General features: G+C 71.7%; 9 protein-coding genes. 7 read left to right on the top strand and 2 right to left on the bottom strand.

Annotated elements, in window-relative coordinates; all coding sequences use genetic code 11:
- Positions 1-8 precede the first annotated feature (8 nt).
- Entirely contained in the window at positions 9-1,214 is a 1,206-nt protein-coding gene (ribA, locus tag QFW96_RS03510; protein ID WP_281454043.1) for a GTP cyclohydrolase II, read from the bottom strand.
- A 128-nt stretch (positions 1,215-1,342) separates the two neighbouring features.
- Here ribA and QFW96_RS03505 point away from each other — a divergent pair, with 128 nt between their 5' ends.
- The 7 genes from QFW96_RS03505 to QFW96_RS03475 all read left to right on the top strand — a co-directional run bounded on the left by QFW96_RS03505 (position 1,343) and on the right by QFW96_RS03475 (position 9,991).
- Complete coding sequence (locus QFW96_RS03505; RefSeq protein ID WP_343231354.1) at positions 1,343-2,866, top strand: flavin monoamine oxidase family protein; 1,524 nt, start codon at positions 1,343-1,345, stop codon at positions 2,864-2,866.
- A 40-nt stretch (positions 2,867-2,906) separates the two neighbouring features.
- Entirely contained in the window at positions 2,907-3,410 is a 504-nt protein-coding gene (locus QFW96_RS03500; protein WP_281454041.1) for a flavin reductase family protein, read from the top strand.
- A 38-nt stretch (positions 3,411-3,448) separates the two neighbouring features.
- Entirely contained in the window at positions 3,449-4,972 is a 1,524-nt protein-coding gene (locus QFW96_RS03495; protein ID WP_281454040.1) for an aldehyde dehydrogenase (NADP(+)), read from the top strand.
- Positions 4,973-5,007: 35 nt separating this feature from the next.
- Positions 5,008-6,396: an LLM class flavin-dependent oxidoreductase gene (locus QFW96_RS03490; protein WP_281454039.1), complete on the top strand. Its 1,389-nt coding sequence runs from the start codon at positions 5,008-5,010 to the stop codon at positions 6,394-6,396.
- Between the two features lie 26 nt (positions 6,397-6,422).
- Positions 6,423-7,211, top strand: coding sequence for a 2-keto-4-pentenoate hydratase (locus tag QFW96_RS03485; RefSeq protein ID WP_281454038.1), 789 nt, complete (start codon positions 6,423-6,425; stop codon positions 7,209-7,211).
- Positions 7,212-7,479: 268 nt separating this feature from the next.
- Positions 7,480-8,274 (top strand): IclR family transcriptional regulator, encoded by a 795-nt coding sequence (locus QFW96_RS03480; RefSeq protein WP_281454037.1) that lies wholly within the window; start codon positions 7,480-7,482, stop codon positions 8,272-8,274.
- Positions 8,275-8,389: 115 nt separating this feature from the next.
- The gene (locus QFW96_RS03475; RefSeq protein ID WP_281454036.1) at positions 8,390-9,991 is read left to right on the top strand and encodes a GMC family oxidoreductase; all 1,602 of its coding nucleotides are present in this window, start codon (positions 8,390-8,392) and stop codon (positions 9,989-9,991) included.
- On the opposite strand, the gene QFW96_RS03470 is transcribed toward QFW96_RS03475, so the two are convergent.
- Positions 9,979-12,642, bottom strand: coding sequence for a LuxR C-terminal-related transcriptional regulator (locus tag QFW96_RS03470; RefSeq protein WP_281454035.1), 2,664 nt, complete (start codon positions 12,640-12,642; stop codon positions 9,979-9,981). The genes QFW96_RS03475 and QFW96_RS03470 overlap by 13 nt on opposite strands.
- Between the last annotated feature and the right edge of the window lie 41 nt (positions 12,643-12,683).

Here is a 12,683-nt window from a genome sequence, read left to right as displayed (position 1 = left end):
GATCGTCGTCAGACCGGAAGTCCGAGCAGGTGCCCCATCCGGTCCCGCTTGGTGGTCAGGTAGCGCCTGTTGTGCTCGTTGGGCTCGGCCTCCAGCGGCAGTCGTTCGCTGATGGTGATGCCCCGGTCGGCCAGCGCCCGGCACTTGTCGGGGTTGTTGGTCAGCAGCCGCACCGATTCGACGCCGAGCTCGGTGAGGATCAGCGCGGCCGGGTCGTAGTCGCGGCTGTCGACCGGCAGCCCCAGCGCCCGGTTGGCCTCCAGGGTGTCCATCCCCTGGTGCTGCTGCAGCTCGTAGGCGCGCAGCTTGTGCCCGAGACCGATCCCGCGCCCTTCGTGCCCGCGCATGTAGACGATCACGCCGCTCCCGGCCGCGGCGACCGACTCCATCGCGGTGCGCAGCTGCGACCCGCAGTCGCAGCGCAGCGAGCCGAGCAGGTCGCCGGTGAGGCATTCGCTGTGCAACCGCACGAGCACGTCCTCGCCGTCGACATCGCCCATCACCAGCGCGAGGTGTTCGACGCCGTCCGCGGTCTCGTAGCTCAGCGCGCGGAAGTGGCCGAGTTCCGTCGGCAGTTCGGCCTGCCCGGTGCGGCGGACTCCGCCGTGCTCGCGCATCCAGTCGACCAGGGAGGCGATCGAGATCATCGGGATGCCGTGCTCGGCGGCGAAGCGGTCCAGCTCCGGCCGGCGCATCATGTCCTTGCGGTCGGGCGTGACGATCTCGCACAGCAGGGCCGCACCGCTGAGCCCGGCCGCGCGGCACAGGTCCACCCCGGCCTCGGTGTGGCCGGTGCGCTCCAGCACCCCGCCCGGCTTGGCCCGCAGCGGCATCACGTGGCCGGGGCGCGCCAGTTCGCCGGGCGCGAGCGTCGGGTCGGCCAGCGCGCGGATGGTGGCGGCGCGGTCACCTGCGCTGATGCCGGTGCTGGTGCCGTGGCGGTAATCGACGCTGACCAGGAACGCGGTCTGGTGGCTCTCGGTGTTGGCGGTGACCATCAGGTCGAGTTCGAGCTCGGCTGCCCGGCGCTCGTCGATCGACACGCACAGGAATCCCGAGGTGTGCTCCAGGAAGAACGCGACCTGATCGGTGGTGGCGTGTTCGGCGGCCATGATCAGGTCGCCCTCGTTCTCCCGGTCCTCGTCGTCGACGACGAGGACCATCCCGCCTGCGGCGAGTGTCGCGACGGCTTCGGCAATGCTCGACGTGGGCATCGATCTCTCCTGCACGCGTGTCTCGGTTCGGCCGCCGGTGGCGCCGAGTGATGGCCGGGTGGTGCGCGTTGCGCTGTCCGGAGGACGCACTGCATCTTACGTTCATTTACTGAACGCTACGTTCACGGATGGTGGCATCCCGACTCAGCGGCGTCAAGCGAGAATCCGCGCCTGCCCTTGCAAGTCTCCATCCATCAAGACTATTGACGAGCACGGCGAGCGGGGTCACAATATCGCCATCGCGTTCGTATATTGAACGATCTGTTCGTAACTTTCTTCTTGGTTCTCCCGCACGTCGAGCGCGCCGCGGGGCGGACCGAACGACCCCGAGTGCGAGGGAGTGCTGTCACGTGACCGAGGAAGCTGACGTCGTCGTGGTCGGCGGCGGGATCGCCGGGCTCATCACCGCCCGCGAGCTCGGCCGCAAGGGCCTGCGGGTCACCGTGCTGGAAGCCCGCGACCGCCTCGGCGGGCGGGTGTGGACCGATCACCGGCTGGGCCGCGACCTGGAGATCGGCGGGACCTGGCTGCACTGGACCCAGCCGCACGCCTGGTCCGAGGTCACCCGCTACGGCCTGGACATCACTCGCGGTCCGCGTCCCGAGGAGGCCTACTGGCTGGCCGGCGACGAGGTCCGCACCGGAACCCTCGACGGGTTCATGGAGCTCATCGACCCGGGCATGCGCCGGTTGCTGCACGAGACCATGCAGCGCATCCCCCGCCCGCACGACCCGCTGTCCGAACCCGGGCTGAAGGACGTCGACGGCGCCAACCTGCGGGACAAGCTCGACGAGCTCGACCTGCCCGTCGAGGAGTACCGCGCCAACGAAGCGGCCTGGGTCGGGCACTTCAACGCCCCGCTGGAGGACGGCGCCTACACCAGCGCGCTGCGCTGGACCGCCGCCACCGCCGGCTCCTGGCACCTGATGCACGAAGCCTCGGCGGTGTTCCGGCTCGCCGGGGGCACCCGCTCGCTGGTCGAGTCCATCGCGGCCGACACCGACGCCGACATCCGCACCTCCACCGAGGTCGCGCACGTCGAGCACGACGCCGACGGCGCCGTCGTGACCACCACGACCGGCGAGCGGATCACCGCGCGGCGCGTCGTGCTCACCCTGCCGCAGAACGTCCTCGGCGGACTGCCCGTCTCCCCCGCGCTGTGCGCGGAGAAGCAGGCCGCCACCGAGGAAGGCACCGCCTCCAAGGGGGTGAAGGTCTGGATCCGGGTGCGCGGGCCGATCACGCCGTTCTTCGCCTACTCCTCGGCCTCGCACCCGCTCTCGGTGGTGCGCACCGAGTTCGTCGGTGACGACGACGCGGTGCTGGTGTCCTTCGGCGCCGACGCCCGCCGCATCTCCCCGAACGACCTCGACGCCGTCCGCGACGCGCTCCGGGTGTGGCGCGACGACCTGGAGGTCCTGGAGGTGACCGGGCACGACTGGGTGGCCGACCCGCTCTCCCGCGAGACCTGGCTGATCCAGCAGCCGAACCAGCTCACCCGCTACTTCGCCGCGCAGCAGCGCGCCGAAGGCGTCCTGCACTTCGCGGGCAGCGACTACGCCAACCTCTGGGCCGGATTCATCGACGGCGCCATCGAGAGCGGCCACCGGGTGGCCCGCGAGGTCACCGCCGGACTGACCGAAACCGCCTGACCGCACCGCATTTCGGCACCGACTGGAAGGAAAAGCGATCATGACGCTGTCGACTCCGACGATTGAACCCCGCTACTTCCGCGACGTCATCGGTCACCTGCCCACCGGCGTGACCGTCGTGGCCGGGCGCGATTCCGAGACCGGTGCCCCCGCCGGTCTCGTCGTGGGCACCTTCCAATCCCTGTCGCTGGACCCGCCGCTGGTGACCTTCAGCGTCGCCACCACCTCCAGCAGCTGGCCGAAGGTCCGCACCGGCGGCTTCTTCAGCGCCAGCGTCCTGGCCGACGGCCAGCACCACGTCTGCCAGGCCATGTCCAGCAAGCAGGGCGACAAGTTCGCCCAGCTCGACTGGCACGAATCCGCCGAGGGCACCCCGCAGATCACCGGTGCGCACGCCTGGATCGACTGCAAGACCGTGCAGGAGCTCGAAGGCGGCGACCACGTGATCGTCGTCGCCGAGGTCCTGCGCCTGCAGGCGGGCGGCGGCCGGCCGCTGATCTTCCACCGCGGCCGCCTCGGCGGCTACTGCGAGCCCAACCCGTGACAACCCGCCCGCACGACGAAGTGAGAGCAGACGAGCACATGAGCACCACACCGAACCCCACCGAAGCCGAGGAAACGCAGGAGCAGCTCGACCGCGTGCTGTCCGCCGCGGCCGACTGCACCTGGTCCCAGACCTCCCCGCACACCAGGGCCGACGCCCTGGCCGCGGTCGCCGACGCCCTGGACGCCCGCTCCGACGCCCTCGTCCGTGAAGCCCTGCGGGAGACCGGCCTGCCCGAGGCCCGGCTCACCGGCGAGCTCACCCGCACCACCGTGCAGCTGCGCATGTTCGCCGAGGAACTGCGCGACGGTTCCTACCTGCGCATCGCGCTGGACCGCGCCGACCCGGACTTCGCCCTGGGCGCGCGCCCCGACCTGCGCCGCTGGCTGATCCCGGTCGGCCCGGTCCTGGTCTACGCGGCGAGCAACTTCCCGTTCGCGTTCTCCGTCGCCGGTGGCGACACCGCCTCGGCGCTCGCGGCCGGGTGCCCCGTGGTGCTCAAGGCCCACCCCGGACATCCCGAGACCTCCCGCCTCACCGCCGAGACCGTGCTCACGGCGCTGCGCGAATCCGGTGCCCCGGAGGGCACGTTCGCGCTGATCACCGGCAGGCAGGCCGGGGTCTCGGCGTTGCGCGACCCGCGCGTCGCCGCCGGTGCGTTCACCGGCTCGGTCACCGGGGGCCGCGCCCTGTTCGACATCGCCTCCTCCCGGCAGGACCCGATCCCGTTCTTCGGCGAGCTCGGCAGCATCAACCCCGCCGTGGTCACCGCCGGAGCCGAGCGCGAGAGCGCCGAGCAGATCGCCGCCGGGTTCGTCGGCTCGTTCACGCTCGGGGCGGGCCAGTTCTGCACCAAACCCGGAATCCTGCTGCTTCCCAGCGGTTCCGAGCTGCCCAAGCGGATCGCCGAACTCGCCCGGGACGTCCCCGCAGCCCGGATGCTCACCTCGGCCATCGCCGAGCGCTACCGGGAGACCACCGCGCAGCTCTGCGAGCTAGACGGCGTCGAGGTGCTGGTGCGCGGCACCGAGGAACCCGATCCGTCCGGGGTCGCCCGGGTCAGCCCGACCGTGCTGCACGCGGGTGGCGCGAGCGAGCTGCTGACCGAAACCGCGCTGCTGGAGGAGAACTTCGGCCCGTTCGCGGTGATCGCCGAGTACTCCTCCGACGAGGAGCTGCGCTCCGTCCTCGCCGCCGTGCCGGGCTCGTTGACGGTGACCGTCCACGCCGCCGACGACCCGGACTCCGACGAGCGGCGGAGCCTGCGCGACCTGGTGGCGCTCGCAGCGGCCGGGTCCGGCCGGATCGTGTTCGGGCAGTGGCCCACCGGCGTCGCGGTCACCCCCGCCCAGCAGCACGGCGGCCCGTACCCGGCCACCACCGCCGCGTCGACCACGTCGGTGGGAACCGCGGCCATCGACCGGTTCCTGCGCCCGGTGAGCTACCAGAACGCCCCCGAGTTCCTGCTGCCCGAAGCGCTCCGCGAGTCCAACCCGCTGGGCCTGCCCCGCAGCACCCACCAGCCCGGCGCTTCGCAGCGGTGGACCGCGCCGCAGCAGTAGATCCCCCTTCTTCGAGTCTGAACAGGAGTAGAAAGATGCTGTCTCGTCGCATGCGGCTGTTCGCCTTCGAGTTCCAGGGCCCGGCGCACCTCTCCGCGGGGTTGTGGCGGCACGAGAACGACCAGGGCCACCGCTACAAGGACGTCCGCTACTGGACCGAGTACGCGAAACTGCTCGAAGAGGGCCGGTTCGACGGCGTGTTCTTCGCCGACAACGCCGGTTACCACGACGTCTACCAGGGCAGCGCCGCCGGCGCGCTGGCCGACGGCGCGCAGCTGCCCGCCAACGACCCGGCGCTGGTGATCTCGGCGATGGCGGCGGCCACCGAGAACCTGGGCTTCGGGCTGACCGGCTCGACGACCTACGAGCACCCGTACTCGCTGGCCCGCAAGTTCAGCACGCTGGACCACCTCACCGACGGCCGCATCGGCTGGAACCTGGTGACCTCCTACGCGGAGAGCGCCGCCCGCAACGTCGGCAACGGCCTGCTGCCCGCGCACGACGAGCGCTACGAGGTCGCCGCCGAGCACCTGGAGGTCTGCTACAAGCTGTGGGAGGGTTCCTGGGACGACGACGCCGTGGTCCGCGACGTCGAGCGCTGCCTCTACGCCGATCCGCAGCGCGTGCACGACATCAACCACCAGGGCAAGTACTTCAACGTCCCCGGCTTCGCGCTGTGCGAGCCGTCGCCGCAGCGCACGCCGGTGATCTTCCAAGCGGGCGGGTCGTCGAAGGGCCGCGCGCTGGCCGCAGCGCACGCCGAGGGGGTGTTCGTCAACGCGGTGTCGAAGAAGGCGCTGCGCCGCCAGGTCGACGCGCTGCGGCTGCAGGCCGCCGAGTCCGGTCGTGACCCGCGTTCGCTGCGGGTGCTGCAGATGCTCAACGTCGTGGTCGCCGAGACCGACGAGCTCGCGCAGGCCAAGTACGAGCAGTACCGCAAGCTGGTCAGCTACTCCGGCGCGATGGCCCGCTACAGCGGCTGGACCGCGCTGGACATGTCCCAGTTCGACCCGGACGTGCCGCTGCGGCACGTCAAGACCGACGCCGGGCAGACCATGGTGGACCTGTTCTCCAAGATGGACCCGGACAAGGAGTGGACCCCGCGCGACATCGCCGAGTTCATCGGCATCGGCGGCAGCGGCCCCACCATCGTCGGATCGCCGCAGACCGTCGCCGACGAGCTGATCTCGTGGGTCGAGGACTGCGACATCGACGGGTTCAACCTCGGCAACGCCGTGAAGTACCAGGACATCGCCGACTTCATCGAGCTCGTCGTGCCCGAGCTGCAGCGCCGCGAGGCGGTCTGGACCGAGTACGCCGGCAGCACGCTGCGCGAGAAGCTCCACGGTCCGGGCACCACCAGGCTCGCCGAGGACCACCCCGGCCACAAGTACGCCCACGCCGCCCTGGCCGCAGGCCACTGACCCCCTCGACGAAGAGGACGACCCCGATGCAGACAGCGCAACTCCACGAGATCGCCGCGACCTTGCGCCAGGCGCGGCTCAGCCGCACGCCGGTGACCGCGCCGAGCAAGACCTGGCAGCAGCTCGACGCCGACGCCGCGTTCGAGGTCCAGCGGCTCACCGTCGAGATGGCCGTGGCCGACGGCGATCGCGTCATCGGCTACAAGCTCGGCAACATCGCCAAGGCCATGCAGGCCGCGTTCGGCCTCGACCAGCCCGACTACGGCTTCCTGCTGGCGAGCACGGTGGCCTACGAGGGCACGGCCATCGACCCGGGTCGGTTCATCGCACCGTTCGTCGAGCTGGAACCCGCGTTCCTGCTCAAACGACCGTTGCGGGGCCCGAACCTCACCGTCGCCGACGTCATCGACGCCGTGGAGTACGCGGTGCCGGCGATCGAGATCATCGACTCGCGGGTGCGGGACTGGGCGATCGATCTGCCGGACACCTTGTCCGACAACGGTTCCACCGGAGCGGTGATCTTCGGCGGCACGCCCCGCCGGATCACCGATCTGCGGCTCAGCGACACGCGGGGAACGCTGCGGTTCAACGGTGAGCCGGTGATGTCGGGCAACACCAAGAACATCCTCGGGAACCCGCTGTCGGCCACGGCGTGGCTGTGCAATCGGCTCGCGGCCTACGGGGTGGAGTTCGAGCCGGGCCAGGTCATCCTCCCCGGCAGCTGCCTGGAGGCGGTGCGGATGAGCACCGCGGGCACCTGGAGCGGCGAGTTCGCCGACTGGGGCTCGGTGGAGTTCGACGTCACACCCACCTGACCAGCCCCAACACCCGCACGAGCACCGCCCGTGTCGAGAACCCCGGTTTTCACGCACCGAGAACCGGGGTTCTCGACGCGGTCAGGCGTGTCAGGACGCCGGACGGGTGAACGTTGTGTTCGGGGCGCGAACTCAACGGGTGGCGAGGCCTGAGGAGGGTGGTGGTTCCGTCCGTTTCGCTCCGTCGCGTCCACTAAGTGAACGCGCCTGTTAGGGTGGTCGCACGGCTGGGAGACCCCAGCCGGGTGCGATCGGGAGGCGAGAGGCGATGGGCGAGGAGCCCGAGCAGTCCGACTTGGCCAACAAGTCGGTCACCAAGGCCGTGCGACTGCTCCGCGAACTGGCCGCTCAACCTCGCACCGGCGCGACCGTCACGACGCTGGCCAAGGCCGCGGGCCTGAGCCGACCGACCGCGTTCCGGCTGCTCTACAGCCTGGAGCAGGGTGGCCTGGTCGACCGCATCGACACCAACTACGTCCTCGGCTGGGAGCTCGCCCGCCTGGGCAGGCAGGCCGATCCCTACGCGGGTCTGGTCGCCCACGCCCAGCCGCTGCTGCAGGAGCTGGCCGACGAGTTCAACGAGTCGGTGACCCTGTCGATCCCCAACGCGCAGGACGGCCTCGACCTGGTCGCCGAAGCCGCCGGTTCGCACGTGGTCGGCATCGTCTCGCGCAACATGGTCGGCGAGCGCTACCCGATGCACGCCAGCTCCACCGGCAAGGTTCTGCTGGCCGAGCAGCCGGTGGAGAAGCTGCGCAGAACGCTGCCCGACGAGCTCGAAGCCTTCACCCCGTACACGATCACCGACCACGACGCGCTGTTCAAGGAGCTGGAGCAGGTCCGCGAGCAGGGCTTCGCCATCATCGACAACGAGCTCGAACCGGAGCTGCTGTCGCTGTCCCGGCCGATCCGCGACAGCGCGGGGACGATGGTGGCGATCCTGACCCTCAACGGTCCCCGCACGCGCTTCGGCCGCGACCGCATCCCGGAAGCCCTCCAGCAGATGCAGATCACGGTCGAGCGCCTCGTCGAACTCTTCTGGCGCGACTCCGCCAACTACTGACCCCGGCCCGACGGCCTCATCAACACCCGCCTCAGCGTTTCCTCCTGAAATTCGGTTTCGCACCGTCCGGTTCCGGTGGGACCCTCACCGGTGCGAGCGGTTGCGGAGGTGGGAGATGCGCGTCGACGTCGTGATCGTCGGGGCGGGGTCCGCGGGGTGCGTGCTGGCGAATCGGCTCTCGGCCGATCCGGACCTGTCCGTGCTGCTGCTGGAGGCCGGTCCTCGGGATCGTCATCCGCTGCTGCGGGTTCCCAAGGGTTTCGGGAAGTTGATCGCCGATCCCCGGTTCGCCTGGCACTTCCCCACCGAGCCGGTGGGGTCGGCGCGGCGCGCTGAGAAGTGGGTGCGCGGCCGGGTGCTCGGCGGGTCCAGCGCGATCAACGGGCTCGTCTACAACCGGGGGCACCGGGAGGACTACGACGAGCTCGTGCGGCTCGGCAACCCCGGGTGGGGATGGGAGGAGATGCTGCCGGTCTTCCGGGCTATCGAGGACCACGCGCTGGGCGGGTCCGCGTCCCGAGGTGCGGGCGGGCCGCAGCCGGTGGACGTTCCCGCGGCCGAGGACCCGCTGTGCGAGGACATGATCGCCTCCGGAGCGCAGCTGGGTCTGGACGCGGTCGAGGACGTCAACGACTCCGATGCCGAGCGCATCGGGCTGTCGCCGATGACCGCTCGCGGCGGTCGTCGGGTCAGCGCGGCGCACGCGTTCCTGCACCCGGTGCGCCGGCGCCCCAACCTGCGGGTGCGCACCGGGGTGACCGTCGATTCCGTGGTCTTCGAGGGTGACCGGGCCGTCGGCGTGCGGGGACGCGCGCGGGGCCGGCCTGTGGAGATCCGCTGCGCGCGGGAGGTGGTGCTGTGCGCGGGGAGCATCGGCAGCCCGAAACTGCTCCAGCTCTCCGGCATCGGCCCCGGCGAGGCGCTGCGGCCGCTCGGCATCACCGCCCGGGTCGAGTCCCCGCAGGTCGGGGCGCGGATGCGGGAGCACCGCGCGGTCCCGCTGCAATTCCGCCTCAACGACGACCTCGGTTACAACCGGCACCTGAGCTCACCGGGAGCGCAGGCGCGTTCGGCGCTGCGTTACCTGGCGACTAGCGGCGGACCGCTGGCCGCAGCCTCGTTCGACGTCCTCGGGTTCCTCAAGACCGACCCGGACCTGCCGCGTCCGGACGCCCAGGTCCTGCTGGCCCCGTTCTCGCTGCGCCCGCACGACGCGGGCGGCGAAGCCGAGCTGGAGCGCGAGCCCGGTGTGCAGGCCATCGGCTACGCCCTGCGCCCCACCAGCGAAGGCCGCCTGGCCGTGACCTCGGCCGACCCCGACGCCGACCTCGCCATCGACCCGGGTTTCCTCACCACCGCCCACGACCGCCGCACCACGGCGGGCACCCTGCGCCGGATGCGCGAGCTGTTCGCCCAGGAGCCCCTCGCCCACCACCTCGTCGAGGAGACGCTGCCCGGAACCGACGTCGTTGACGAGGACGAGATCGCCGACGCCGCCCTCAACCGGGGCCACTGCGGCTATCACGCGATGGGCACCTGCGCGATGGGCCCGGCCGACGCCGACGTCCTGGACCCCCGGATGCGGGTCCGCGGTGTTTCCGGCCTGCGCGTCGTGGACTCCTCGTCCCTGCCCGCGATGGTCTCCGGCAACCTCAACGCACCCGTCATGGCCACCGCCTGGCGCGCGGCCGAGTTCGTTCTCGATCAGTCCTCGTGAACGCGGGCCGCGAGTTCTGCTCTGGAGCGGATTCCGAGCTTGGCGTAGACGCGGGTGAGGTGGTACTGGACGGTCTTGCTGGAGAGGAAGAGTTCCGCTGCCACTTCCTTGTTGGAGAGCCCTCTGGCCACCAGGCGGGTGACCGATTCCTCCTGCGGGGTCAGGGTGTTCGGAGTCTGCTCCGGTCGGATTCGGTGCACGCCACCGGCTTTGAGCTCGCGGTCGCAGCGCTCGACGTAGGTGGTGGCGCCCATCGCGGCGAAGCCGTCGCGGGCGGCGCTGAGCACGACGTCGGCGCGGGCCCGGCGGCGCAGGCGTCGCAGGGTCTGGCCGTAGGCGAAGTTGATGCGGGCCTGGTCGTAGCGCAGCGGGAGCGCGCTGATCAGCTCCAGCGCCTCGTCGAACGACGCCGACGCCGACGCGACGTCGCCCCGGGCGCCGTGCAGGCGCCCCCGAGCGGCGGCGAGCCGGGCGCGCATCGAGGCGTGTCCGCGCTGGTCGGCGAGCTTCTCGTGCGGGGTCAGGAACTCGTCGGCCTCGTCGAGGCGGCCGAGCAGGATCAGGGCGTGGGCGTGCATGTCCTGCCACGGCCAGTGGCCCGGGGCGTCCGCGCTGGAGCTCGGTGACGGCCTGGTCAGCGGGTGCAGGGCGCGCAGGACCCCGTCGGAATCGGCGCGGGCCTCCGCCGCGTGCGCTCGGGCGAGCAGGCTCGGCACGCGCATGATCTGGTAGTCGCCCGCCCCGGTGGCGCTCTGCAGCAGCACCGCCTCGGTCGCCTCGGCATCGCCGCGCAGCGCGTGGATCGCGGCGGCCGTCCACAGCAGTATCGGGCCCGTGACCAGGATTCCGGTGCGCTCCTGCATCTCCATCGCCTCGCGGACCGTGGTCAGCGCCTCGTTCCACTCGCCGGTGAGGAACTGGACCCGCGCCAGCCAGGCGCGCGCCCACAGCGAGATCCGCGCCGAACCGCCGAGATGTGCTGTCGGGAGGGCGCTTTCGAAGTCGACGCGGGCGTCGTCGATGCGGTCCCCGATGAGGTTGATCCAGCCCCGGGCCATCGTGGCGCGCTGCCACTGGGCGCCGTGGCGCAGCCGGGTGATGAGCCGGTCGTAGTCGCGCAAGGCCTGCGCGGCGCTGCCGGTGGCGGCCAGGCCGATGCCGCGGATCGCTTCGGCTTCGATCGCCATCGGCGTGTCGGGCCCGGCGAGCTCGATGGCGCGGTCGGCCCAGAGCACGAGATCGCGGCCGTCGTAGCGGCACAGCGCGTCGAGGACGTAGCGCTGGCAGATCAGCGCGGCGGTCTCGGGTTCGCGGGTGGTGTTGACGATGGCCCAGGCGCGGCGCAGCCGGTTCCCCGCCTCGGCCGCGCGACCGCGCACCAGCGCGAGGTAGCCGAGAACCGCGTCCCGCAGCGGGGTTTCGCGGATGCTCTCCACCTCCGGGATCAGGGCGGTGGCGCGGAAGACGTCACCCGCGCCGATCAGCGCGTCGACGGCGCGGGTGATCAGGGCCTGCTGGTGCTGGGGGTCGTCGGTGAGCCTGCTCGCGTCGCTGAGCAGCGTGGCGGCGGTGCCCCAGGCGCCTTCGGCGGCGCGTTCGCGGGCCAGCTCGTCGAGCCGGGCGGCGACCTCGGCGTCCGGGACCGGACTGGCGGCCACCAGCAGCCGCAGCGACCGGACCGGGTCGTCGACGAGCCCGGCCGCACGTCGTTGCAGCTCAGCGCGCCGGGAGGGGCCGAGTTCGGTGAGGACCGCGGCGCGGACCATCGGGTCGGGCGGGCTGACGTGGGTGAGACCGCGCGGGGGCAGGGCGACCAGTCCGGCGGCGCTGGTCTCGTCGACCAGCGGCAGCGGCGGCGCGTCGAGCTCGGCCAGGGACATGACGTGGCGGACCGGGGCGTCGGTGCCGAGCACGGCCGCGGCCTCGGCGAACCGGCGCGCGTCCGGGCTGCACGCGGCCAGGTCCTCGCGGACGCGGGCCTGCACGGCGGCCGGTGCCGGCAGGGCGGGTTCGAACTGCGACCAGGTGGCGCGCGGCAGTTCGGCGAGCAGCTGCACGGCCGGGCGCGGTCTGCCCCGGGTGTGGCGGCGGAGGCGTTCGGCCATCGTCGGGTGCAGCGCGACCCCGTGCGCGGCGGCCAGCTCGCTGATCTCCCCCGCGTCCAGCGGCGGCAGTGCGGGAGTGTCGGTGGCGATCCGGGGCAGCAGGTCCAGGGTCTCGGCGGGCGCGCGCCGATCACCGGTGGTCACCGTCGCCACCACCCGGAGCGCGGCTTCCGGGTGGTGGCGCTGGAACGAGGCGAGGGTGCGCAGCGAGGCGACGTCGCCGAACTGGGCGTCGTGGACGACCAGCACCGTCGAGGGTTCCAGCCGAGCGACGAGTTCGGCGGCCGTGCCCAGCGGGCCGGACGTCGGCAGGTCCGGGAAGAGCTGGGACAGCAGGGAGTAGGGGTGATCGGCCTCCCACTCCGAGGCCGTGGTCCGCAGCACCGGACCGTCCTGGCGGCGGGCGAGGTGCTCGGCCAGCGTCGAGCTGCCGATGCCGGGCGGCCCGCTGAGCAGCACGAAACGGCTCTGGCCGGTCTGGAGGGTCTGCTCCAGACCGGTCACGAGCTCCGCACGCCCGATCAGCGGCTGCGCTGGTCGTGTCACGTCCACCTCGTCGTGGGTCGGCGCCCCCACCACCCCCCCGC

Source organism: Saccharopolyspora ipomoeae (assembly GCF_029952525.1).
Taxonomy (GTDB): Bacteria; Actinomycetota; Actinomycetes; order Mycobacteriales; family Pseudonocardiaceae; genus Saccharopolyspora; species Saccharopolyspora ipomoeae.
The sequence above is the reverse complement of the archived record's forward strand: the minus strand, read 5'-3'. Positions and strand labels throughout refer to the sequence as shown.

Excerpts from the sequence above, each read along its gene's own strand:
- QFW96_RS03490 (WP_281454039.1), top strand. The coding sequence starts at position 5,008 with ATGCTGTCTCGTCGCATGCGGCTGTTCGCCTTCGAGTTCCAGGGCCCG.
- ribA (WP_281454043.1), bottom strand. The coding sequence starts at position 1,214 with ATGCCCACGTCGAGCATTGCCGAAGCCGTCGCGACACTCGCCGCAGGC.
- QFW96_RS03495 (WP_281454040.1), top strand. The coding sequence starts at position 3,449 with ATGAGCACCACACCGAACCCCACCGAAGCCGAGGAAACGCAGGAGCAG.
- QFW96_RS03505 (WP_343231354.1), top strand. The coding sequence starts at position 1,343 with ATGGTGGCATCCCGACTCAGCGGCGTCAAGCGAGAATCCGCGCCTGCC.
- QFW96_RS03475 (WP_281454036.1), top strand. The coding sequence starts at position 8,390 with ATGCGCGTCGACGTCGTGATCGTCGGGGCGGGGTCCGCGGGGTGCGTG.
- QFW96_RS03480 (WP_281454037.1), top strand. The coding sequence starts at position 7,480 with ATGGGCGAGGAGCCCGAGCAGTCCGACTTGGCCAACAAGTCGGTCACC.
- QFW96_RS03500 (WP_281454041.1), top strand. The coding sequence starts at position 2,907 with ATGACGCTGTCGACTCCGACGATTGAACCCCGCTACTTCCGCGACGTC.
- QFW96_RS03485 (WP_281454038.1), top strand. The coding sequence starts at position 6,423 with ATGCAGACAGCGCAACTCCACGAGATCGCCGCGACCTTGCGCCAGGCG.